Annotated in this window: 23 protein-coding genes and 1 pseudogene; 4 read left to right on the forward strand and 20 right to left on the reverse strand. The window is 29.0% G+C overall.

Annotated elements, in window-relative coordinates:
* Positions 1 to 106: 106 nt before the first annotated feature.
* The 4 genes from dnaJ to hrcA form a co-directional block, all read right to left on the reverse strand.
* The gene (gene dnaJ / locus HMPREF0629_RS05375) at positions 107 to 1,225 is read right to left on the reverse strand and encodes a molecular chaperone DnaJ (protein ID WP_009222332.1); all 1,119 of its coding nucleotides are present in this window, start codon (positions 1,223 to 1,225) and stop codon (positions 107 to 109) included.
* 101 nt (positions 1,226 to 1,326) lie between these two features.
* Positions 1,327 to 3,135: a molecular chaperone DnaK gene (dnaK, locus tag HMPREF0629_RS05380; protein ID WP_009222333.1), complete on the reverse strand. Its 1,809-nt coding sequence runs from the start codon at positions 3,133 to 3,135 to the stop codon at positions 1,327 to 1,329.
* 33 nt (positions 3,136 to 3,168) lie between these two features.
* A complete protein-coding gene (grpE, locus tag HMPREF0629_RS05385) occupies positions 3,169 to 3,702 on the reverse strand; it encodes a nucleotide exchange factor GrpE (RefSeq protein ID WP_009222334.1) in 534 nt (177 codons plus the stop codon).
* 5 nt (positions 3,703 to 3,707) lie between these two features.
* The gene (gene hrcA / locus HMPREF0629_RS05390; RefSeq protein ID WP_036728546.1) at positions 3,708 to 4,739 is read right to left on the reverse strand and encodes a heat-inducible transcriptional repressor HrcA; all 1,032 of its coding nucleotides are present in this window, start codon (positions 4,737 to 4,739) and stop codon (positions 3,708 to 3,710) included.
* A gap of 206 nt (positions 4,740 to 4,945) precedes the next feature.
* Between hrcA and lepB the strand changes: the two genes are divergently transcribed.
* From lepB to rpsT, 4 genes are all read left to right on the forward strand, one after another.
* A complete protein-coding gene (gene lepB / locus HMPREF0629_RS05395; protein ID WP_009222336.1) occupies positions 4,946 to 5,488 on the forward strand; it encodes a signal peptidase I in 543 nt (180 codons plus the stop codon).
* Positions 5,478 to 7,289 (forward strand): translation elongation factor 4, encoded by a 1,812-nt coding sequence (lepA, locus tag HMPREF0629_RS05400; protein WP_009222337.1) that lies wholly within the window; start codon positions 5,478 to 5,480, stop codon positions 7,287 to 7,289. Before lepB ends, lepA begins: the two co-directional genes overlap by 11 nt.
* Positions 7,276 to 8,472 (forward strand): radical SAM family heme chaperone HemW, encoded by a 1,197-nt coding sequence (hemW, locus tag HMPREF0629_RS05405; protein WP_009222338.1) that lies wholly within the window; start codon positions 7,276 to 7,278, stop codon positions 8,470 to 8,472. Before lepA ends, hemW begins: the two co-directional genes overlap by 14 nt.
* Positions 8,473 to 8,549: 77 nt before the next feature.
* Positions 8,550 to 8,813, forward strand: a complete 264-nt coding sequence (rpsT, locus tag HMPREF0629_RS05410; protein WP_009222339.1) for a 30S ribosomal protein S20 — start codon at positions 8,550 to 8,552, stop codon at positions 8,811 to 8,813.
* Positions 8,814 to 8,907: 94 nt separating this feature from the next.
* On the opposite strand, the gene holA is transcribed toward rpsT, so the two are convergent.
* The 16 genes and pseudogenes from holA to HMPREF0629_RS05485 form a co-directional block, all read right to left on the reverse strand.
* Positions 8,908 to 9,921 carry a DNA polymerase III subunit delta gene (holA, locus tag HMPREF0629_RS05415; RefSeq protein ID WP_009222340.1) on the reverse strand — a complete coding sequence of 338 codons (1,014 nt, stop codon included), beginning with the start codon at positions 9,919 to 9,921 and terminating at the stop codon, positions 8,908 to 8,910.
* Entirely contained in the window at positions 9,875 to 12,163 is a 2,289-nt protein-coding gene (locus HMPREF0629_RS05420) for a DNA internalization-related competence protein ComEC/Rec2 (RefSeq protein WP_009222341.1), read from the reverse strand. The genes holA and HMPREF0629_RS05420 overlap by 47 nt, the downstream gene beginning before the upstream one ends.
* A 173-nt stretch (positions 12,164 to 12,336) precedes the next feature.
* Positions 12,337 to 13,185, reverse strand: a complete 849-nt coding sequence (gene thrB, locus HMPREF0629_RS05425; protein ID WP_009222342.1) for a homoserine kinase — start codon at positions 13,183 to 13,185, stop codon at positions 12,337 to 12,339.
* Entirely contained in the window at positions 13,182 to 14,636 is a 1,455-nt protein-coding gene (thrC, locus tag HMPREF0629_RS05430; protein WP_009222343.1) for a threonine synthase, read from the reverse strand. Before thrC ends, thrB begins: the two co-directional genes overlap by 4 nt.
* 2 nt (positions 14,637 to 14,638) lie before the next feature.
* Positions 14,639 to 15,901, reverse strand: a complete 1,263-nt coding sequence (locus HMPREF0629_RS05435) for a glutamate-5-semialdehyde dehydrogenase (RefSeq protein ID WP_009222344.1) — start codon at positions 15,899 to 15,901, stop codon at positions 14,639 to 14,641.
* Positions 15,873 to 16,664 carry a glutamate 5-kinase gene (gene proB / locus HMPREF0629_RS05440; RefSeq protein WP_009222345.1) on the reverse strand — a complete coding sequence of 264 codons (792 nt, stop codon included), beginning with the start codon at positions 16,662 to 16,664 and terminating at the stop codon, positions 15,873 to 15,875. Before proB ends, HMPREF0629_RS05435 begins: the two co-directional genes overlap by 29 nt.
* Positions 16,665 to 16,776: 112 nt before the next feature.
* Positions 16,777 to 17,622, reverse strand: a complete 846-nt coding sequence (locus HMPREF0629_RS05445) for a CPBP family intramembrane glutamic endopeptidase (RefSeq protein WP_009222346.1) — start codon at positions 17,620 to 17,622, stop codon at positions 16,777 to 16,779.
* 372 nt (positions 17,623 to 17,994) lie between these two features.
* The gene (locus HMPREF0629_RS05450) at positions 17,995 to 18,156 is read right to left on the reverse strand and encodes a transposon-encoded TnpW family protein (protein ID WP_009222347.1); all 162 of its coding nucleotides are present in this window, start codon (positions 18,154 to 18,156) and stop codon (positions 17,995 to 17,997) included.
* Between the two features lie 99 nt (positions 18,157 to 18,255).
* Positions 18,256 to 18,705 carry an ASCH domain-containing protein gene (locus tag HMPREF0629_RS05455; RefSeq protein ID WP_009222348.1) on the reverse strand — a complete coding sequence of 150 codons (450 nt, stop codon included), beginning with the start codon at positions 18,703 to 18,705 and terminating at the stop codon, positions 18,256 to 18,258.
* 93 nt (positions 18,706 to 18,798) lie between these two features.
* Positions 18,799 to 19,497: a transglutaminase family protein gene (locus HMPREF0629_RS05460; protein ID WP_036728531.1), complete on the reverse strand. Its 699-nt coding sequence runs from the start codon at positions 19,495 to 19,497 to the stop codon at positions 18,799 to 18,801.
* Positions 19,498 to 19,556: 59 nt separating this feature from the next.
* Positions 19,557 to 19,718: pseudogene (locus HMPREF0629_RS08140) on the reverse strand (DUF4368 domain-containing protein); the annotation flags it as partial.
* 216 nt (positions 19,719 to 19,934) lie between these two features.
* A complete protein-coding gene (locus HMPREF0629_RS05465) occupies positions 19,935 to 20,477 on the reverse strand; it encodes a ClbS/DfsB family four-helix bundle protein (RefSeq protein ID WP_009222350.1) in 543 nt (180 codons plus the stop codon).
* Positions 20,478 to 20,483: 6 nt separating this feature from the next.
* Complete coding sequence (locus tag HMPREF0629_RS08010; protein ID WP_009222351.1) at positions 20,484 to 20,747, reverse strand: zinc ribbon domain-containing protein; 264 nt, start codon at positions 20,745 to 20,747, stop codon at positions 20,484 to 20,486.
* 61 nt (positions 20,748 to 20,808) lie between these two features.
* Entirely contained in the window at positions 20,809 to 21,708 is a 900-nt protein-coding gene (locus HMPREF0629_RS05475) for a YafY family protein (protein ID WP_009222352.1), read from the reverse strand.
* 320 nt (positions 21,709 to 22,028) lie between these two features.
* Positions 22,029 to 23,579, reverse strand: a complete 1,551-nt coding sequence (locus HMPREF0629_RS05480) for a BCCT family transporter (RefSeq protein WP_009222353.1) — start codon at positions 23,577 to 23,579, stop codon at positions 22,029 to 22,031.
* Positions 23,580 to 23,926, reverse strand: a 347-nt coding sequence (locus HMPREF0629_RS05485) for an aromatic amino acid lyase (RefSeq protein WP_039856677.1), incomplete at its 5' end; no start/stop codon positions are given.

The raw sequence follows: 23,926 nt of genomic DNA on the forward strand, positions 1-23,926 counted from the left end.
TTCATTTAAAACAAACTCTCTATTATTATCAATAGTATTTATAATAAGTTCAATATATTTCATAAAACCTCCAGTTTTAAAAATAGACAAAATCTAATGATTTTGCCTATTCAAAAAATTCTTTGACTTTATCAAAAAATCCCTTTCGTTCTTCGTGTATGTCTTTACTTTTTTCTCTTAGAGTTTCAAGAAGCTTTTTTTGTTCATCTGTTATCTTTTTAGGCACTATTATGTCAACCGTAAAGTATAAATCTCCTTTTCCCTCACGCCTTACATAGCTTACTCCCTCTCCTCTAAGTTTAAATGTAGTTCCTCCCTGCGTTCCCTTAGGAATTTCATAGTCCACTAAGTTATTTAACGTAGGTACTTTTATCGTTCCGCCAAGTACCGCATCCATATAAGAGATTGGAATTTCTAAATACAAATCTGTTCCATTTCTTTTAAATACAGAATCCTCTCTAACGGACACATAAATAAATAAATCTCCATTTGATCCGCCATTTTCTCCTACATGTCCTTCACCTTTCATCGAAATTATTGTATTATTGTCTACTCCGGCAGGAATTTTAACATTTAACTTTTTACTTATTACTTCTTTTCCTACTCCTCTACAATGCTTACACGGCTTATCAATTATTTCACCCGAACCATTACATTTATCACAGGTAACTACTCTAACAAATCTACCAAATGCAGAAGTTGACTGTATTTTAACTTGTCCTGTTCCATTACATTTATCACAAGTGTGTTTTGAAGTTCCGGGTTCCGCCCCTGTACCGCTACAATGTGAGCAGTTTTCCTGTCTTCTTATATTTATTATCTTTTCAACTCCAAATACAGCCTCTCTAAAATCTAAAGTTATATCATATCTGATATCTCCACCTTTTATTGGAGAATTAGAACTTCTGCTTGTATATGAATCTCTAAATCCTCCTCCAAACATATCAAATATGTCGCCGAATATATCTGAAAATCCTCCAAAGTTTCCTCCACCTTGGAAGTTTCCATTTATTCCGTCTTCTCCATACATATCATAAGTTTTTCTTTTTTGATCGTCTGAAAGAACTTCATATGCTAAGTTTATTTCTTTAAATTTCGTTTCCGATTCTTCATCTCCTTGATTTAAATCAGGATGATATTTCTTAGCTAATTTTTTATACGATTTCTTTATTTCTTCAGAAGTAGCAGTTTTTTCAACCTCTAAAATATCATAAAAATCTCTCAAATCTTCACCACCAATTTCTAAAGTCTTATTTTACATCTTTTTATCAAAAAAATAAAGCTAAATCAAATTAAGATTTAGCTTTATTTATAGATTAAATATTATTATTCTTCATCTACTACTTCATAATCTGCATCTACAACATCTTCTTCAGGTGCTTTTTGTTCTTCTTGAGCTTGTGTTGCTTTATAAATTTCTTCAGATACTGCATAAAACGCTTTTGTCAATTCTTCAGTCTTAGCTTTAATTTCATCCAAATCTTCAGAATCTTTTACAGATTTTAAGGATTCTATAGCTTTTTCTATTTTTTCTTTATCTTCAGCCTTTATTTTATCTTTTAACTCTTCAAGTGTTGATTCTGATTGATAAATCATTGAATCCGCATTATTTCTTGCTTCAATCAAATCTTTTTTCTTAGAATCTTCTTTAGCAAACATTTCAGCTTCTTTTACTTTCTTTTCAATCTCTTCATCACTCAAATTTGTTGAAGATGTAATTGTAATTTTTTGTTCTTTTCCTGTTCCTAAATCCTTGGCATATACATTTACTATTCCATTTGCATCTATATCAAAAGTAACTTCAATTTGAGGTATTCCACGTCTTGCAGGAGCTATTCCGTCTAATTGGAATCTTCCCAAAGTAACATTATCTGATGCCATTTGTCTTTCTCCTTGTAGAACATGAATATCTACTGAAGTTTGATTATCAGATGCTGTTGTAAATACTTGTGATTTCTTTGTAGGAATAGTTGTATTTCTTTCTATAAGTCTTGTTGTAACTCCACCCATTGTTTCAATTCCAAGAGATAATGGTGTAACATCAAGTAACAATAAATCTTTTACATCCCCTGAAAGAACTCCTCCTTGAATTGCTGCACCAAGAGCAACACATTCATCAGGATTAATATCTTTTTGTGGTTCTTTCCCTACCAACTCTTTGATGCAAGCTTGAACTGCAGGAATTCTTGTAGAACCTCCAACCAACAATACCTTATCAATATCGCTTGGAGTCATATCTGCATCTTTAAGAGCATCTTTTACAGGTTGTTCAGTCATTTTTACAAGTTCTTTAGTAAGCTCATCAAATTTAGCACGAGTTAAGTCCATATTTAAATGTAACGGTCCTTCTGCTGTTGCTGTTATAAACGGCAAATTAATGTTTGTAGACATTGTTGAAGATAGTTCCTTCTTCGCCTTTTCCGCTGCTTCTTTTAGTCTTTGTAAACTCATTTTATCAGCTTTCAAATCTACTCCATGAGCTTTTTTAAACTCACTAGCTATATAATCAATTACTTTATTATCAAAGTCATCTCCACCTAATTTGTTATTTCCTCTTGTTGCATGTACTTCAAAAACTCCATCTGAAAGTTCAAGAATAGATACGTCAAAAGTACCACCGCCAAGGTCATATACCATAACAGTTTGTGAATCCGATTTTTCATCTTCTCCATAAGCAAGTGCTGCTGCTGTAGGTTCGTTTACAATTCTTTTTACATCTAATCCTGCAATTTTACCAGCATCTTTTGTTGCCTGTCTTTGTGCATCCGTAAAATATGCAGGAACTGTAATTACAGCCTCTGTAATTTTTTCTCCAAGATAGCTTTCCGCATCAGATTTTAACTTTTGAAGAATCATAGCAGAAATTTCTTGCGGAGTATAATCCTTTCCGTCAATATTTACCTTATAATCACTACCCATGTGTCTCTTTATTGACTGAATAGTTCTGTCCGGATTTGTTATAGCTTGACGTTTTGCAGTTTCACCTACAAGTCTTTCTCCATCTTTTGTAAATGCTACTATTGATGGTGTAGTTCTATTTCCTTCAATGTTAGGAATTATTATTGAATCTCCACCTTCCATTACCGCTACTGCTGAATTTGTTGTTCCTAAATCAATACCTATTATTTTTCCCATTATTATTTCCTCCTTAAGAGATTATTTTATTTTTTATTTAGATACCTTAACCATTGCTGATCTAAGTACTTTTTCACCTATCATATAACCTTTTTGTAATACTTCTATTACAATTCCCTCTTCAATGCCATCTTTTTGCTCTATGAGAACTGCATGATGAAGATTAGGATCAAATTTTTCATTTAATGAATTCATTTCTGTAACTCCATTTTTCTCAAGCAATTCCATAAGTTGTTTATAAATTAATTCTACGCCGTCAAAAAATGTATCTTTTTCCCCTTTAGATTCTATAGCTCTTTCAAAGTTATCTACTATTTGAATTAATTCAAGCATAACTTTTTTAGTTCCAAGTTCTATATATTCCTTTCTTTCAACTTCTGTTCTTCTCTTATAATTAGCAAAATCAGCCTGAAGTCTTAAAAATTGATCTTTTATAAGATTAACTTCACTATCAATTTCATCAATATCTTCTTCAGTAGTTACCTCCTGAGAATTATCTACAAGTTCTTCCATTGTTTCATTAACTTCTTCAACAACTTCTTCTTTAACCTTTTTATTATCTGACAATTAAATCACCTCACTATTTTATCTATAACATAAGACAAATTATCTCTGAATAATTTTACAGTCTTTATATGTTTTCTATAATCCATTCTTATCGGACCTATAATTCCTATTTGTCCTATTCTCTGATTTTTAGGTCTAAATGTTGCTCTTATAATCGAATTGTTTTTCATCAGTTCATCTTCATTTTCATCGCCTATTATCACATCAAAATCAGATTTCTCGGAATAATTTATAAGTTTTAAAATTGATTTTTTATCTTCAATAAACTTAATAAAATTTCTTGCTTTTTCAATATCATAATATTCTTCAAAACTCAAAATATTATTCAATCCATCATAATAAAAATCAAATTGACTGACTTTTTCGTTAAAAGTGCTTGCTCGTTTTATTATATCTGAAATAAATTCTCCATATTTTACCATAGAACCTTTCAAAACAACTTTAAGTCCACCTATTTTTTGAAAATCTATTCCACAGAGATATTCATTTAATTTTTTACAAATTTCATGTAAGTCATCATCAGAAATGGATACTTGTGTATTTACAATTTGTTTTTCAACTACTCCTCTATTTCCAACAATAAGCAAAAGTATTGAATATTCATCAATATTTAGTAACTGAATAAATTTTATTTCAGTGTCGGGTTTTTTTAATGCTACTACATAAGATGTACACTTTGTAAAATCAGAAAGAAGTTTTACAGTGTTTTTAAAAATATCATCTAAGCTATTGGCATTTTGTAAAATTAAATCTCTTATGTCATAGTCTTCAATAAAATCTATATCATATTCAAAAATTTCTTTTTGAATATGATCTACGAAAAACCTATAGGCCTTATTGGATGGAATTCTCCCTGCAGAGGTGTGAGGCTTATTCAAATATCCTAAATCTTCAAGATCTGCCATTTCATTCCTAACTGTCGCTGAACTTATTCCCAAGTTGAAATCCTTTGAAATAGTTCTGGAACCTACAGGATTAGGAGAATCTATATAAGAATTTATTATAGCATTTAATATTTCTATTTTTCTCTCATCCATATTATCACCTTTTGTTAGCACTCTTATTTGTTGAGTGCTAAACCCTATATATAATATATATCCTTAGTCAAAGATTGTCAATACTTTTTTTGCAAATATATTTTTCTTTTTATTGTCATTATTTTAATTATACAAAAACTGTGTTAAAATATAGTTTAGTTTTAGATTATTAAAATTAACCAACTTTAAAATATATGAGGTGAATTATGAGTGAACCAAAGAAAGAATCTTTTCTAAGTTTTATTTTAATATTTATATCGGCATTTGTTCTTGCATTTTTAATTAGACAATTTATTTTTAATGTCAATATTGTTGTCGGAGAATCTATGTATCCTACCTTAAAACCCAATGACAGATTAATTACATTAGTGTTTCCGCTAAAATTTAAAAGTCCAAATAGAGAAGATATTGTAATTTTAGATGCTCCTGATGAATCAGGAAGAGAATATATAAAAAGAATTATCGGCATTCCCGGCGATAGTGTTAAAATAGAAAATGGAAAAGTATATATAAATGACGAACTTTTATCTGAAAATTATTTAGATAATAATATTGAAACTCCAATACAAAATCAATCTGAATGGCATCTTTCAGAAAATGAATTCTTTGTAATGGGTGATAACAGATATAATAGCTCAGATTCAAGAATTTTTGGAGCAATAGATAAAACTTCAATAAGAGGAATTGTAGTTCTTCGCTTTTGGCCGATATCAAATTTTGGAATTGTCGGAGGTTTAAATGACAAATAGACAAGATAATATTAGAAATTTTTCAATAATCGCACATATTGATCACGGAAAGTCAACTCTTGCTGATAGACTTATTGAAAAAACCGGAATGCTTACCGAACGTGAAATGGAGTCACAAGTTTTAGATTCTATGGAACTTGAAAAAGAAAGAGGTATCACAATAAAGTTAAAAGCCATAAGACTTGTCCATAAAACTAATGATGGCAAAGAATATATTTTCAATTTGATTGATACTCCGGGACATGTAGACTTTAACTATGAAGTTTCAAGATCTCTTGCAGCATGTGAGGGAGCATTAGTTGTTGTTGATGCAACTCAGGGTGTTGAAGCTCAAACTCTCGGAAATGTATATTTAGCGATCGATCAAAATTTAGAGCTCGTACCTATAATTAATAAAATAGACCTCCCAAGCGCAAGAGCCGACGAAGTAAAAAAAGAAATCGAAGATATTATTGGTATTGATTGCGAAAACTCTCCGCTGATATCAGCTAAGAGAGGTATAGGAATAGAAGATGTATTTACACGCATTATTGAAGATATCCCGGCTCCTAACGGAGATGAAAATGCCCCGCTTAAAGCTTTGATATTTGATTCATATTATGACTCTTATAAGGGTGTTATATGTTATGTCAGAATAAAAGATGGAAGCGTTAAACCCGGCGATGAAATAATGATGTTCTCAACCAAAAAGGTTTTTGAAGTTGTAGAAGTCGGTGTTACTACTTCGGGTCTTATGCCTTTGAACAAGTTATCAGCAGGTGATGTAGGCTATATAACAGCAAGCATTAAAAATGTAAAGGAAGCAACAGTCGGAGATACCATAACATCTCCATCAACTCCTACTGCAATGCCCTTTCCTGGATATAAAAAAGTAGTTCCTATGGTCTACTGCGGAATATATCCTGCTGAAGGAGAAGAATATGTCAGCGTAAGAGAAGCTCTTGAAAAATTGCAAGTAAATGATGCGGCATTAGTTTTTGAAGCTGAAACTTCTGTTGCCCTCGGTTTTGGATTTAGATGCGGATTTTTAGGATTACTTCACATGGAAATAATCCAAGAAAGACTTGAAAGAGAATTTGACCTTAATTTAGTTACAACAGCTCCGTCAGTTATATATAAAATAACAAAGACAGATGGAAGTATAGTAGAAATACAAAATCCTACTAATATGCCAAGTCCCGCTGAAATACTTAAAATGGAAGAACCGATTGTAAAAGCCGAAATTATGACTCCAACAGATTATGTAGGCGCAATAATGGATTTATGCCAAAATAGAAGAGGTGTATTCTTAGGTATGGAATACCTTGAAGAAACAAGAGCTCTTATAAAATACAATCTTCCGTTAAATGAAGTTATATATGACTTCTTTGATGCCCTTAAATCAAGAACTAGAGGCTATGCTTCATATGATTATGAATTGATAGGATATAATGAATCCGACCTGGTTAAACTTGACATACTTATAAACGGAACTCTTGTAGATGCTTTTTCAATTATCGTACATGAATCTACAGCTTATAATAAAGGTCGTAGAATCTGCGAAAAACTTACAGATGTAATTCCAAGACATCAATTTGCAGTACCTATTCAAGCGGCAATAGGAAATAAAATAATAGCAAGAGAAACTATAAAAGCACTTAGAAAAGATGTTCTTGCAAAATGCTACGGCGGAGATATTTCAAGAAAGAGAAAACTTTTAGAAAAACAAAAAGAAGGTAAAAAACGTATGAGAACTGTCGGCGAGGTTGATGTTCCTCAAGAAGCATTCTTAACGGTATTAAAATATGATGAAGAAAATTAATAAGTCCGATTTTATATCGGACTTTATACTTAATAAAAATTCAACTGAAGATATATCATTATATATACACGTTCCATTTTGTGAGAGTAGATGTTACTATTGTGACTTTTATTCATCAATTATAAACGAAAACAACGTCAATGATTATTTTGAAAATTTATATAAAGAATTATTTTTATATAAGGATTTTTTAAAAGACAAAAAAATAGTCAGTATATTTATAGGTGGCGGAACGCCAAGTTCTGTAAATCCAAAATATATTTTTAAATTAATGGAAAAAATCAATTTAATTTCCACAATTGAAAAATCTTGTGAAATAACTATTGAACTAAACCCCAATTCAGTATCAAGTGAAAAATTAAAATTATATTTGAACTCAAAAATTAACCGTTTTTCGATGGGAGCGCAAAGTTTTAATGATGATATATTAAAAAAAATAGGAAGAATTCATAAAAAAGAAGATATTATTTCTGCATGCAAACTATTTGGAAAATATAACATAAAAAATTTCAATTTAGACTTAATGCTTGCACTTCCATCTCAAAAATTTGAAGATATTAAAGAATCTATCAAATATATAAAACTGTTGGATCCTGCTCATATTTCATATTATAGTTTAATTTTAGAAACAGGAACTAAACTATATGATATAAACCAAGTTAATCCACTGATTTTCCCGGATGAAAATCAAGATAGAGATATGTATCACTATATAGTTCATTCGCTTGATGACTTAGGATACAAACAATATGAGATTTCAAATTTTTCAAAATCTGAATTTGAATCAAAACACAATTTAAGGTATTGGAAATTAAAAAATTATTTGGGTCTGGGTATTTCCTCACATTCAAATATAAACAATTTAAGATTTTATAATCATAATTCATTTGAAAAATATTATTCAATAATTAAAACTTCAAATTTGCCGGTTCAAGATTTTGAGGTCTTAGATAATAAGGATAGAATAAATGAATTTATAACAATGGGACTTAGGTTAAACAGCGGAATTAACATCTCTTCAATAAATAAAATTTTTAAAATAGATTTTTTAAATTATTATAAAAATGAAATTTCTAAAAATATTAATTTAAATCTAATTACTATTAAAAATGAAACTATTTATTTAACTGAACTTGGAAGAGATTTATCAAATCTTGTAGAATTGGATTTTATTAGACTTTAATAAATAAAATCTTGCATTGTTACTAAATTAATGTTAAAATACTAAAAGCTTATAGATTAACTGTGGAGGTGAATTACATGGCAAATATTAAATCAGCTATTAAAAGAATAGATGTTATTAAGAGAAATAACGCTCGTAACAAATCAATCAAAACTGAAGTTAAATCAGCTGTTAAAAAATTTGAATCAGCATTAGAAGCTGGTAATATAGATGAAGCGAGAGAACTATTAAAGCTTGTTGATAAAAAACTAAAAAAAGCTGCTCACAACAATATCGTTCATAAAAATGCAGCAGCAAGAAAAATTTCAAGACTTACTCTTAAATTTAACAAGGCAAACTAATTATCAACAAAATTAGAATGTAATTGTATCGCACATTTCTATAAAATAGTCAGATATAAATTAACCTGAGGAATATTCCTCAGGTTTTCTAATTTTATTTTGTAAATTCTACTATTAGCATTTCTAATAAAATATATTTCGAAAGTTGTGTTGTTTTAAAATATTCATCAATATTTAATAACTTTTCATAAAACTGATATAAAAATTTTAAATCAAAGTTATGCGAAAACTTTGAAATTTTTGAATACTCATATTGTTTTATTCCCATATAATTCATAGCTTGTACATCTTTATATCCGTTAGATTTTAAATCTCCATACATTATTAGAAGCCTAACCTGTCTTACAATCATAGAAAATATTCTCTCAATAGGTTCATTCAATAAATGTAATTTTTTAAATTCCATAAGTGATTTTTCAGTATTTTTATTACAAAGTGCATCTAAAAAATTAAAAATATTTGAATCGGCATTTTGAGTCATAGACCTATCAATAACTTCCCTATCTATTTTCTTAACTTCAGATAAAACAAGCATCTTATCAAGCTCATTTTTTAAATCATACAAAGTCATATCTAAATTTTTAGAATCATAACCTGATTTTAAGCTAAGATAACTAATATCCGATTTACTAATATCAAATCCTTTTCTAACTAAATATCCTTCAATAAAATTAAATATGTCCTTTCCGCTTAATTTAGGAAATTCTATAGCTCTATTATTTTTAGAAAAATATTTATAGAAAGTTTTTGTTTTATCTATTTTATTGTCTTCATCAAGAAATACTAATATTAAAAATTCTCCGATATTATCCAAAAATTTATAAAATTCTTTTGTAACACTTTCTGAAAACGCATTAGCTCCTTTTACGAATATAACTCTTTTATCATTCATAACAGGAAGTGTTTCGCAAGATGACATAAGCTTATCTTCCGTTAAATTATTTCCGTCATATAATGACAAATTAAAAGTTTCCATTCCTCTACTTACATATTTTTTCTTTACATATTCGATTGCATTGTCCATTAAAAGCCTTTCATAACCATAAAACAGAAATGCCCCGCTAATATCTTTTTTGTATATTTCCCTGTATTGCAATATATTCACCATACTCTCTTACAAATGCAATAATAACTATATAAGTTAATAATGTAATTATACCAAAACTTCCATCTTTTTCCTTAAAACCTTTAAAAATAATAGAATTCTTTTTAATATTTAAATTTATTTCTCCAACCTCATTTGTAACTTTGGTTATTACATTATTTTCTTGTAATCTGTTAATAACCTCTGAATGAGGATGCCTATAAGAATTATTAATTCCACAACTTATTACCGCATATCTAGGTTTAGCAGTTTTCAAAAATTCTTCTGATGTAGAAGTTTTTGAACCATGATGTGCAACTTTCAACAAATTACAGGTTTCAGTAATATTACTTTCAGTTTGTTCTATATCTCCTGTAAATAAAATTTTAAACCCTCTATGATTTAATATCATAACCATCGACTTATCATTTGAAGAATTATATTCGTCAACATCTGAAATTATTCTAAAAAATGTGTTATCATCCATCTTTATTAAATCATCTTTTTGTACAAGGTATATATTCATTCCCTTACTTAATGCCTTTTGTAAATATTTATTGTCTTCTATATATGATATATAAAGACTTTTTATTTTAACTTCATCAATAATATCAAGTAGTCCATCAACATGATCTTCATCAAAATGTGATATAAAAACTTTATCAATTTTATTTATTCCCTTAGCTTTCAAATAGTTTAATGTATATTTTTTACCCGGATTGTAGTTTTCATTTGAACTTCCCCCGGTGTCAACCATAAAATATCTATTATTAGTTCTTCCAATGGCGCAATCTCCTTGACCTACATATATAAAATTAAGCTCAAACGAATTATTATAATCGTATAAAAACATAGCTGAATTAATTAATATTATTAATATTAAACTTATTAAAACAGATATATTAAATTTATAAAAATTAATAAAAATATCTTTATATTTGATTATAATAAAATTGGAATATAAAATAAAAACTGAAATGATAGAAATTTCAGCAAACTCTAAATTTAAAAAGCTAAAATCATTAATTTTTACAGCTAAAAAACTTGCAACATTCAATATAAAATTTATTGATGGTGCAATAAGAAATGCAAGAGGCTTAAATATAATTAAAATATATGAAAGTATTATTGCAAAACTATATAACGGCAATAGAAAAACATTTGATATGAAACCCAAAACAGAAAATTCTCTAAATAAGTATATACTTACCTGAAATAACATAATATTCACAGAAAGAGTCAGTGCCAAGCTTTTGCCGAAATAATTTTTTTGAAATAATATTTCGAATTTTTTATAAAATAATATAATTCCAAGCACACTCAAATAGCTGAGTAAAAACGACGGAGAATATATGGAAAATGGATTTATTAAAATTGTAATCATTGCACTTAAAATGAGTGCATTAAATGAAGTATATTTATATTTAAACAAAAATGACATAAACATAAATCCAAACATCAAATATGCTCTAAATGCCCCTATTGGCATTGAAATTAAGTATAAATATACAAATGAAAATAAAAGAGCTATACTCCTTCTTAAAACTTTTGAAATTCCAAATAATTTTAATATTCCCTCAAAAATAATCATAAGTATTCCCATATGAAGTCCCGAAATGGCAAGCATATGAGAAAGCCCAATATTTCTAAAATTATCTTTAATATCTTTATCAATATAATTTGAATTTCCAAGCAATATAGAATTTATAATATCTGCATTTTTATCAGATAAATTCTTTGATACCGTGTCTGTAATATAATCCTTAAAATATGTTCTTAGCTTTAAACTTTTACTTTCTCCGACTTTTTTCACTGAATTTGAATATATAATTTCATATATTCCTTTCGATTTTAAATAATTTTTATAATTAAAATCACTAAAATTCATCTTCCCTTCAGGTATCGCAGAGCTTCCGTAAATAATAACAATATCTCCAATACTTAACTTTTCTTTTGAATATAATAAATATTTTTTAAATATAGATGAAGATGCAATGTATTTACTTTCATTATTTATATAATCATCTACAATTTCAGCTTTAATATTTACACTTTCATTTAATTGATTTGATGTCCTCATACTCACATTTAAAAAAGAGATTATAAACAATATAATACATAAAAAAGATATTCCGGTCTTAAATTTTTTAAAATAAAAAAAGTATGTAGATGATAGCATAACTAAAATGGCAAGATATATTAAATTTATTTTTAAACAGTCACCTAAGACTATTCCTAAAATCATTGACAATAACAAATAAATCATAATGCACCTCTACTTATAATATATTATAGAGTTTACTTTTGTTCAATATTTAATTAACATGTTACTATTTTTAAATTGTTCTATAATAACGTCATTTAATAAATTATTAAACTAAAAATTGGTTAAGTTTGCACTTAACCAATTTTATTTTTTTATTTAATTATATCCATAATCTAAAATATTATTTTAGCTCCATCATTTTCAACTTCAACATTGTGAATTCTCCATTTTGAAATTGTATTGCTTAAATTTTTAAGAGCATTATCTATATCATTGTTATCCCTTTCAGATATTACAAGTAAACTTGGTCCTGCCCCGCTTATAAATAGGACTGCATTATTACCGCTGCATATGCTTTTAATATAATCATAATCGCTTATCAGTTGTTTTCTGTAGGGTTCATGTAATAAATCCTTAGCCGCTCCTTTAAGCAGATTAAAATCTCCACTGTTAAGTGCATTTGAAATCAATGTTGCTCTTGCAATATTTGAAACTGCATCAGATAACCTAACTTCTTTTTTTACAACTTCTCTTGCTCTACTTGTCTGCATTTTAAAATTTGGAACCAATACATTAAATTTAAAATTTTTATCAATATGAGTTTTATAAAAATATACTTCATCTTCCACTATTGAAGTGATATGTCCTCCAAAAATTGCAGGAGCGACATTATCCGGATGTCCCTCTATATTTGTAGCATATCTTAAAATAGCTTTCCTATCCAATTTTAAATTACTCAACTCATTCGCAGCCATTAATCCTGCAACTATACAAGTAGCACTGCTGCCAAGTCCTCGAGTCATCGGAATCATAGATTTTACTTTTATAGAAATACTTGGCGCTTCAATATTGTTTTCATCGTAAAAATATCTAAAAGATTTATAAATAAGGTTATCATTTAACTTCTCATCTAAGAAACTACAAGGCTCTATTTTAAAAAAATTATATAATTTTAATGCCATACCTTGACTATCATATCCTGGCCCTAAATTTGCCGTTGTAGCCGGCACTTTTATGATCATTTTATTATCCTCCTTATATAATCTTTTATTTCATCTTTTTCTATTACCATTTTATTTTTTATATCTTTTGCAAATAAATCTTTAAATTCAACAGGAACACTTATATTAAATTTTTCTTCCAAAGTATTTAAAGCACTAATTTCATCATTTGAATTCATCATAAGTGCCTCAGCTATTGAATTTATAAATTTAAACGGTGATGCAGTAGCTGCAACCAGTATTTTTTCGTCCTTATTAAATTTTTCATAATCTTGCGCAGCAAGTAACCCTATCGCAGTATGTGTATCCACTAAATAATTATACTCATCATATATTTTTTTTATTTCATCTATAGTTCTATCATCATCAAAATAATATGCCGTTATATTATTAAGCCTTCTGCTGTCAATAAAATATTTTCCATTCTTCATCAACGATTCCATTAAGAACTTAATCTCTTCAGAATCTTCGCCAAGTTCATAGTATAAAAATCTCTCTAAATTACTTGAAATTAAAATATCCATTGAAGGAGAATTAGTGACAAAAAACTCTCGATTTATATTGTAAATACCTCTATTTATAAATTCTGTAAGTACATTATTTTTATTTGAAGCACATATTAAATTATTAATAGGTAATCCCATTTTTTTAGACAGATATGCCGCTAAAATATTTCCGAAATTTCCTGTAGGAACACTTACAGAAATTTTCTCACCATTTTTTATATAACCGTTTTTCACAAGATAATAGTAACTATAAAAATAATATACAGTCTGCGGTATAAGCCTTCCTATATTTATAGAATTAGCTGATGATAATTCATATCCTTTCATATTAAGATATTCTCTAAATTGCACATCATTAAAAATCTTTTTAAGCGAAGACTGAGCATCATCAAAATTTCCTCTTATTGCAATTGCATGGGTATTCTTACCATCAAGTGTTACCATTTGTCTCTCTTGAATTTCACTAATACCATCTGTAGGATAAAAAACTGCAATATCAGTATTTTCTACGTTTTTAAAACCATATAATGCCGCACTTCCTGTATCTCCGGAAGTAGCGGTTAAAACTAAAATTTTTTTATCTAATCCAGAATGTTTTATTGCAATACTTATAAGCCTTGGTAATAATGATAGTGCAAAATCTTTAAATGCAAAAGTTTGACCATGATATAATTCAATAACATATTTATTATCAAGCTTTTTTATAGGAACTATGTTGCCTTTAAATGTTGAATATGCCAACTCAATAGCACTATATAATTCTTCTTTATTAAAGTCATCAAATATACTTCCTATTATTTTTTTAGCAAAATAAATATAATCTAATTTTTCAATTTCCTCATTACTAAATTCAATTTCAGGAAAACTTTCAGGAAGATATAGTCCTCCATCATCACTAAGTCCCTTTAAAATTACCTCGTAACTTGAATTTAATTTCGAATTTCCTCTTGTACTTATATATTTCATAATTATTCCCTTACTTGTCCAGAACCTAAAATAACATATTTTGAGCTTGTGAGCTCATTCAACCCAACAGGACCTCTTGCATGCAACTTTTGTGTAGAAATTCCAATTTCAGCTCCAAATCCAAAAATTCCACCATCAGTAAATCTTGAACTTGCATTTACATATACACATGCAGAGTCTACTTCATTTAAAAATTTCATAGCATTTTCATAATTTTCTGTAATAATAACTTCAGAATGATTTGTAGAATATCTATATATATGATCTATTGCTTCATCTATTCCGCTAACCACTTTCATAGACATTTCATAATCTAAATATTCCTTTCCATAATCTTCATCTGTAGCATAAATCACATTATTAATCTTATCCATGGTCTTCTCGCATCCATGTATTATTATATTATATTGATTAATAATTTTTTGTAGTCCTTCATAAAAGTTGTCAGATATATCTTCACTTACAAGTAATGACTCCATAGCATTACATACTCCAATTCTTGAAGTCTTTGCATTCTCAATTATATTTAATGCCATTTCAATTTTTGCACTGCTGTCTACATATACATGACAATTCCCAACTCCTGTTTCAAGAACCGGAACCTTTGAGTTTTCAATTACTGAATTTATTAAACTTGCGCTACCTCTTGGTATTAGTAAATCTATATATCCTTTTAATTTCATAAGCTCTACTGATGACTCTCTTGTGGTATCTTCAATTAAACAAATCATATTTTCATCATATCCCAATTCAGAAATAGATTCCCTTATTATCTTTACTATTGAAATATTTGAATTTATAGCTTCTTTTCCACCTCTTAAAATAAGTGAGTTTGATGACTTTATGGCAAGTATTGAAGCATCTAATGTAACATTTGGTCTTGCTTCATATATTATTGCAAGAACTCCTATGGGTACAGTTTTCTTTCCAACTATAAGCCCATTTTCAAGAGTTCTCATATCATAAATATTGCCGACAGGATCTTTTAAATCTATGAGAGTTTCTACCGACTCTGCCATGGCTCTAACTCTATTTTCTGTAAGCAAAAGTCTATCAAGTACACCTTCTTTTAACCCGATTTTTTTAGCATTATCCATATCAATTAAATTAGCTTTTATAATTTCATCAGCTTTCAAAATTATATTTTTCTTTATATTTGATAATATACTATTCTTTTCCTTAGAGCTTAATTTTGAAAGCTGTCTATTGGCATTTTTAGATTTAATTGCAATACTTTCAAGACTTTGCCTTAAAGATTGTTCCAATTTCTTCTCCTCCTACTACCCTTCTTATATTCTTAATATCATTTGAATTAGCAATAACAACATCTATCCCCTTCTCCATGCACATTTTTGCAGCATTTATCTTAGTTGTCATTCCGCCTGTACCTACATTTGAAGAAGAGTCCTTTGCCATCATTTTTAATTTCTCATCAATTTCATTAACTTCATAAATAAACTTTGCATTTTCATTTTTCTTCGGATCATCATTATATAAACCATCTATATCCGATAATAATATAAGTAAATCAGCATCAACAATTCTTGCTACAACTGCAGATAATGTGTCATTATCTCCAAATTCTATCTCAAATGTTGAAATCGTATCATTTTCATTTACTATTGGTATTACATTCATACTTAATAATTTTTGAAATGTATTTTTTGAATTTTCTCTCATTACACTATCTGTCTCAATTTGCTTTGTCAATAAAATTTGTGCCGCTTGATAGCTAAACTCATTAAATGCTCTGTTATAAGTGTTCATAAGAGCTACTTGCCCTACTGCGGATGCAGCTTGTTTTCCAACAGTATCTCTAGGTCTCTCAGCTAAATTTAATCTCTTTGCTCCTGCAGCAATTGCTCCGGATGAAACTAAAACCACATCTATACCATGATTTTTTAAATTTGAAAGTTCCCATGCAAGTTCATCAATCTTCTGTAAATTTATAATTCCATTGTCATGTGTTATTGAAGATGAACCAATTTTCACAACTACCTTTTTTAACTTTCTACTAAATTCTCTCAATTAATCACAACCTATATAATTATTATTTATTAATATACTACAACAAAATCCATATTTCAATAATTTCAACCTTATAAAGCATACTATATTAATAAAAAAAGAGTAGGAAATCCTACTCTAAAGTATCCGAACTTTCTATTTGTATAGAAGTTTGGGTATACATCCTTTTAATCATCTTATACATAAAATAAAATGTCGGTATTATCATTATAAATGATAAATAATCTATTGCATTTAAAAATGCATCATTATATATAAAATCCGGAAAAGACGAAATAAAATTATTTAATATATGAACATATATTGGCCAAATTAACGACTTCATATCTTTGTATACAAGAGCTATACCAAATCCTAAGGAAATTGTATATACTGATTGAACCAATTCCCTATGCCAAATACCGAAAAGTAACGCAGAAACAATCACAGGAAACAACTTACTCTTTATCTTATCAGAATAATTATATATAAGACCTCTAAAAAGCAATTCTTCTACAATCGGCCCTAAAATTACCACTGAAAGAAATACAAATATATACGGTTCTTCTACAACACCGGACCACGTATCATTGAAGCTGTCATAGCTATTTTTGAAAATTGAAATTTTATATAAATAACGATCAACAAATTCCAACCATAATGATGATATTCCGCCCAAACCAAATGTTATTATACTGCACTTAACTATCTTTGATATTACAGACTCTTCAAAACTCACTTTATCATCATTATTCTTTTTTAAAGCAAAAAACCATACAGAATATACAATTAAAGGAATTATACAAGATAGTGTTTCAAGAAAAAAATCTCCATCATTAAAAATTTTAAAATTTTCTCCGAACAAAGCTGCCTTTCCATAAAAATAAAATGCAAAAAACAATTCCAGTAACAAATCATAGCTAATTACTAAAAATAAGATTATAAAAATATATTGCAATAAACTTTTCTTACTTTTCAAAATATCTCCCCCAAAAACTTTTAACTTAAATAGTTTACCACAAATTTTAAATATTAATAGTTATCAAAATAAATATTTATAATATTTTAACTATTTATTCAAAAGTAATTTCTTTATTTATTCTTTCTATTATTATAGATATAACCTTATATCTTCTCTGAAATCAGATATGAAATTTGAGAAATAATCATATATATTTTGTTTTTTTTAAGATTCTTTTTTAAATTTTTATCTACATATTATTTCTTATCTTCTTATCTGAAAACAAAAAAGAGAACTTCAGCATCTGAACATACCGAGTTCTCCGTAATGAATGAAAATATTAAAGTGTAATGGTTGGCTAAAGGACATAACAAAATTTCTTTGACAAATTTATATCTTCTCCGTTTCTCTCTTGATTAGCTTTAATATTTTATCTTTATATGTTTCCCCTGTGCCTTGCTTAAAATGTAGGTTTACAGTGTGTTTCGTCTTTCCAATGTCCATTATTAACTGTTTATATTGCAGTTTTTTTATCTCTCTTTTTTCTTCCATAAGTCCTCCTTTCCGTTTTTAGACAAAGAAAAAACAGCAAATCTTTGTGTTTTACTGTTTCAAAAATTATTCTATTCAATTAGACAAACTTGGAATTGTCTAATAAATCTTTTCAAATACTTCGCATATCATTGGAGCTTGTTCATAGAAATTTTTTCCTACCGATTTATATTCTTCAAAAAAGTAGCTGTCATGAACCTCTCTCCAATACTGATAGCTCCTATCACCTTCACCTTCATGCCATGCATGTTCCGGTGTAATTAAGTTATAAGGTATCATATACACTACTTTTGTTTGTGTAATACATACAGGCTCTTTAGAACCATTGAGAATTATATTATACTCTCCCACTTGTGGTATATCGTCTCCCATTTCATATAATTCAAATGCTGAAGTCGTAGCTGTCTTAATATTACAATTAACTAATTCTGCCAATTTATCAGCCATCTCTTTTGTATTGCCGAAACTCCAAGCTTGATATTTTATATCTATCGGTAATTTCTTTTCGTTGCAAAATTTAATCCAAAACTCTTTTACTTTATCATCCATTCAAATTACCTCCACAACTTCCAAACAGTAAACCTTTTTGATTTACTGTCCCTGTGTTAGTCATATTTAGTTGTTAATGTGACAAACTGGGATTTAAGATTTTCTTATGTTCTTTACATTCCAATTCATCAAATGCCTTCCCAAATGTCTATATACAAAAGTCTTGATTCCTGATAGCTCCTGATGATGATTTTTCATTAATTCATCCGGAGAATCATATACTCCAAAATCCTTAGTTATTCCCTCACTTTGTATGTATGTGTTGTTTCTGTCAAAATCAATTACTGGATGCTGAAAATCCTTTACCGCAACCCCATATCCGCAAAAAGATCCAGTGCAGTTTGCAAATTGTTTTTGCAACTTGGATAAGTATTTTTGATCCAGTATAAAAGCCTCCAGTTCATACCATTTATCTTCAAAATACACTTCAACCCAGCTGTGAAATATATTTTGGGGTGCATTTTTATAAACAAACCCACTCATTGCACCTTTTTGTAGTTGTTTATCTATGGTAAATCCATGGATTCGGCAAGGAATTTTGCAGGCACGAAGCAATGCCATAAAAAGAGTTCCTTTTGTATTGCATTGACCATATCCATCATCAAGAACTTTAGAAGCAGGAATACTGTCATCCACATTGTACCCAAATACTATATCATCTCTTACGAAATTATAAATAGCTTTAAGACAATCAAACTTATTTTCTTCTTCCCAACGCTTCATCTCTATTAATTTTTGAATACTCGGATTTGAAAAATCCAGCATTTTAGTTTCTTTCAAATATTGATTCATTTTAGTTTCCTTCACAAACTTTTAATTTTATCTCTTTTTCACCTTATGTTATACCATTTTTAAGCCATTTTTTCTATATCAATTTTCTGTGGCACTTGACAGTTACCTATGAAGTTAAAATACACATCAACTTGTTATTTTCTGTCTTTGCCTTGTCTTCCTCCTGTTGCTTCATGGATTACAACTTTTTCTATATACTCATTTATCATTGGTAGGCTGATGGGATAAGGACTTTATCTTTGGTTAATATATCTGCTATCTGTGTTCAATTTTCTTTTACTTATACATCTTCAAATTTATGTTTCATATGATAGTATCCACTTCTTGAGTCGCAATAAATACACCCATTAGTGCAGCCTCTGAATAAATTCATTCCATTCTTTGAAGAGAGAATTCCTTTTACTTCTTTAAAATGCACTTTACTACCCTAATTCCCTCTATTTTAACTTACAATTTTTCTTATGAGCTTTAAGCTTTTTCATTGCCCAATCATAATGACTTGAGGTTGCACTTACAAAATAGGAACCCAGTGTACTCCCCCCTGTCCACTTATAGACGCCTTTGGAAAACAATTCTTTGTCTGTAAATGTTTCAGCTAATGCTAAAACATCACTATGGGATTTATGAAACATTTCTGCTGCATCTTCAAGAGAAGTATTTTGATGTTTCTTCCAAAACTCAACATTCATATCTCCGTAAGTTTTCCAGTTATACGGCGCAGGCAAAAACGGTTTTTCTTCTCCTTTTTGATTGGAATGTACCCAATTCAAAATAAGCTGATGCCATTCATAGAGATGGATTAAAACATCTCTTAGGTTCTTATCTCTTTTCCAGTGGGCTTCTTTTTTCTTTTCATCTTTTGAAAAGTCAAATGGTGTATTTAACTCTTCCTCAGTCATCTTTGAGATAAATAAATTTAATTTTTCATAGTTTTCTTTAGCAGCAGCCATTAAATCATTTTTTGTCGTTGGTCTTGGCATATTTTTTTACTCCTTCCATCTCTTTAGAGTTGGGAAAAACTCCATCATCATTTTTCTTGCACTATCTTCATTCATATCTTTATTGGCTTCGACTACATGAGGAACGCATATCTCAATCATTTCCTCCATTGTTCCCTTAAAAGTAAATTCGCCTTTCTCAAAGCAATACTTACAATAATCTTCATTTACGCTTCCATCTGAATTTGTACCATAAAGCTCTGTTCCCTCTCCCATAGGCATGCCACAACATTGACAATATTTCGTATCCATTTTTTATTCCTCCTTATCTTTATTTAAGATAATTATATCTTACCATACTTGACACCATCTGTCATATTATATATTTTTCTGCCATTTTATTTATCATTTTTTTAATTTGCATTCTAACTTCTTCAGGTTCCAATACTTCTGCTTCATCTCCAAATGAAAAAATATAATTATATAAGTTATAGTCATTCGGTATTTCTATTTCAGTATATAAATTTCCGTCATTATCTTCTGTAATTTCTCCGTTTAGTTCATCATATACCCTGAAAGCAACTTTTCGATCAAACTTAACTTTTATATTCACTGTATTCTCATGTGGCGTTTCTTTTTTGAGTATTACATCTTCAAAGTTGTCATCAAACTTTTCAGTATGGATTTCTAAATTCTTTATCCTGGACAATTTGAAATATCTGAAATCATTTCTGAGTAAACATAGGGCATATAGATACCAATCCTGACTCTTGAAAAGTAATCTTACAGGTTTAACGATTCTGTTTGTTTCTTTTTTATTGCTGCTAAAATATGTGAATGAAATAATACTCTTACTTAAAATTGCAGATTTAATGCTATTAAATATTTTTTCATACATCTTATTGTTTTGCCAATTATTAAAATCAACTTCTATCCAACTGGTATTTTTCATTTTAAAGAGTGCAGAAAGTTTTGTTAGAAGCTCATTCTCATGCTGTATTGCGGTATTATCCAATCCTTGAAGAGCTGACATAATTTGTTGTTTCTCGTTTTCAGACAGTAGTGATTTATTAAGTACAAAATCTTCAGCAATTTCTATTCCGCCGCCCTTTCCTTGCGTTGCATAGATTGGAATACCGGCACTGCTGATAGAGTCAATATCTCTATAAATTGTTCTAACTGATACCTCAAATTTATCTGCAAGATCACTTGCCGTAACTTTTCCTTTTTCTAAAATGTAATACAGTATCCTAAACAATCTATTATCTTTCATCGTCTTAACATCTCCTATGTTTATTATACCATAATAACTTGACATCTATTGTCATATTATCTGAGATATTTCTTTTACAAAACTTATACTATATCTCATTTGATATAATTATAATATAAATTTAAAACTCACTTAACGCTTAATCTATAACTTATTCTTTTATAGCAAGCATAGTAAGCGTATACCTGCTTATGAAAAAATTGATTAAGTCGATCCATTATTAAGCTGCTTATTTTTTTAATGCTTTAGCGGTAAATTAAAATAAACCAACTAATATATTAGTTGGTTTATTTTAATTTAAATTTTTATTATATATAATATTATTCTTCTATCTTATCAATAAAGAACATTTTTATCGCTGAAACTATTTGTAGTATAAAAATGAATAATACAACAAATCCTCCTGCCGCAGCAAGTGCTTTTACACCTTCAACTCCTTGTTCTCTTCCGCCGAACGCTGCCATAATTATAGCTATTATACCTATAGTAACTCCCCAAACTACTTTTAAATATCTTGGAGCTTCAGAACCTATCGGTATATTCTTAATACACATTGATGCAACATTATTAGTTGTAGCATCGGCTGCTGTTACAAATGATATTAATATTACAAATAGATTTATTGGAATAAGTATTACACTTAATGGCATGTTCTTTATAAATTCAAATAGTGCTGTTACAGCATTTGAATTTTGAATTGTAGCAACCAAGTCCATTTGTCCTGTTAATTGCATATTTATTGCAGTGTTTCCCCATACGCCAAACCAAATGATACCGAATACTGATGGAAGAATTAAGTTAACTATTAAGCATTCTCTTATAGTTCTACCATAAGAAATTTGTCCTAAAAATATTCCTGTTACAGGTGCATAAGCTATCCATACAGACCAGTCAAATAAAGTCCAAGAACGTGTTAACGGTGCCCCTCCTATATCTATAGGATCAAGTCCCCATAACCAGAAATTATTAAACCACTCAGCTAATCCTGCTGTTGTATTTCTCAATATAAAAAGAGTAGGTCCGGCTACAAATAAGAATATAAGTAATCCATAATAGAAATATGCGTTAATTCCTGCCAATTTTTTAAGTCCATTATCTAATCCCACATAAGAAGAAAGTGTAAATAGTGCAACTATAATAACGCCTACTGCAAGGAATAATCCAAATGAATTTTCAAAGCCGTAAGAAGAATTTAATCCTGTAGTTATCAAAACTATACACATTGTAAGTCCTGATGATAGCCCTAAGATTATAGCAAGCATTGAAAGTGTATCTATTATATTTGCAATAAATCCTTTTCTAATTTTTTCTCCAAATACAGGTTCAAGTGTAGAAGTTACATTCAATTGTTTTTTCTTGTTAAAATATACATAAGCTACTACAATCCCTGCAAGAGCATACATTGCATAAGGTATAAATGTCCAGTTATAAAAACTTCTTCCCATAGCAAATCTTGCCGCTTCTGCTGTTCCGGGCTTAATTCCAAGAGCATCCAATTCCCCATACACATTTCCTAAATATATTAGAGGTTCATTTACACCCCAACTTACTATACCTGTTGCAACTCCACCTGTTAATGTCATTGCAAACCATGTCCAAAAAGAATACTTCGGCATTGCATCTTTTCCACCTATTCTTATTGAACCAACTTTAGAAAACATTATAACTAATGTAACTATCAAAACTGCTACACTGACTATTTGATATAACCATCCAAAACTTTCAAGTGACCAACCAAAAAACTTATTTGACATACTTGCTAAAGCTTCATTATTTACTATACCTATTATTGCTGCTAAAAGTGTAAGTGCAAAAGCTGGTATAAAAACCGGCCATCTTATTTCTTTTTTATCAATTTTTTTCTCACTCATTTATTCCACCTCTAAAATTTCTAATAATTTTTTAGATTTTATTACTTCATAAACCTTTTCTATATCTCTACTTAAATTTCTATCTTTATCATAGAAAGGTACCGCATCTCTAATTACCTTGTATGCAAGCGAAGTAGTCTTTCCAAGTTTCTTATTTCCTCTAAGGTCAATTGCCTGTGCTGCATGCATTGCCTCTATACCGATAATATATCTTATATTATCAAGCATTTGGAAAATCTTATAACAAGCAAGAGGTAAATTACTTGCATGGTCTTCTATTGTTCCGGCAAGAGAATAAAAATCCATAGATGAAGGATTTGCAAGTCCTCTATTTTGAGTATCAAGCA

It is taken from the genome of Peptoniphilus sp. oral taxon 386 str. F0131 (assembly GCF_000090945.1).
Lineage (GTDB): Bacteria > Bacillota > Clostridia > Tissierellales > Peptoniphilaceae > Anaerosphaera > Anaerosphaera mikwangii.

Bases quoted from the DNA above. Each gene is read 5' to 3' on its own strand.
- dnaK (WP_009222333.1), bottom strand. From the start codon at position 3,135: ATGGGAAAAATAATAGGTATTGATTTAGGAACAACAAATTCAGCAGTA.
- hrcA (WP_036728546.1), bottom strand. From the start codon at position 4,739: ATGGATGAGAGAAAAATAGAAATATTAAATGCTATAATAAATTCTTAT.
- lepB (WP_009222336.1), top strand. From the start codon at position 4,946: ATGAGTGAACCAAAGAAAGAATCTTTTCTAAGTTTTATTTTAATATTT.
- lepA (WP_009222337.1), top strand. From the start codon at position 5,478: ATGACAAATAGACAAGATAATATTAGAAATTTTTCAATAATCGCACAT.
- hemW (WP_009222338.1), top strand. From the start codon at position 7,276: ATGAAGAAAATTAATAAGTCCGATTTTATATCGGACTTTATACTTAAT.
- rpsT (WP_009222339.1), top strand. From the start codon at position 8,550: ATGGCAAATATTAAATCAGCTATTAAAAGAATAGATGTTATTAAGAGA.
- holA (WP_009222340.1), bottom strand. From the start codon at position 9,921: ATGGTGAATATATTGCAATACAGGGAAATATACAAAAAAGATATTAGC.
- HMPREF0629_RS05420 (WP_009222341.1), bottom strand. From the start codon at position 12,163: ATGATTTATTTGTTATTGTCAATGATTTTAGGAATAGTCTTAGGTGAC.
- thrB (WP_009222342.1), bottom strand. From the start codon at position 13,185: ATGATCATAAAAGTGCCGGCTACAACGGCAAATTTAGGGCCAGGATAT.
- thrC (WP_009222343.1), bottom strand. From the start codon at position 14,636: ATGAAATATATAAGTACAAGAGGAAATTCGAAATTAAATTCAAGTTAC.
- HMPREF0629_RS05450 (WP_009222347.1), bottom strand. From the start codon at position 18,156: ATGGAAGAAAAAAGAGAGATAAAAAAACTGCAATATAAACAGTTAATA.
- HMPREF0629_RS05455 (WP_009222348.1), bottom strand. From the start codon at position 18,705: ATGGATGATAAAGTAAAAGAGTTTTGGATTAAATTTTGCAACGAAAAG.
- HMPREF0629_RS05460 (WP_036728531.1), bottom strand. From the start codon at position 19,497: ATGAATCAATATTTGAAAGAAACTAAAATGCTGGATTTTTCAAATCCG.
- HMPREF0629_RS05465 (WP_009222350.1), bottom strand. From the start codon at position 20,477: ATGCCAAGACCAACGACAAAAAATGATTTAATGGCTGCTGCTAAAGAA.
- HMPREF0629_RS08010 (WP_009222351.1), bottom strand. From the start codon at position 20,747: ATGGATACGAAATATTGTCAATGTTGTGGCATGCCTATGGGAGAGGGA.
- HMPREF0629_RS05475 (WP_009222352.1), bottom strand. From the start codon at position 21,708: ATGAAAGATAATAGATTGTTTAGGATACTGTATTACATTTTAGAAAAA.
- HMPREF0629_RS05480 (WP_009222353.1), bottom strand. From the start codon at position 23,579: ATGAGTGAGAAAAAAATTGATAAAAAAGAAATAAGATGGCCGGTTTTT.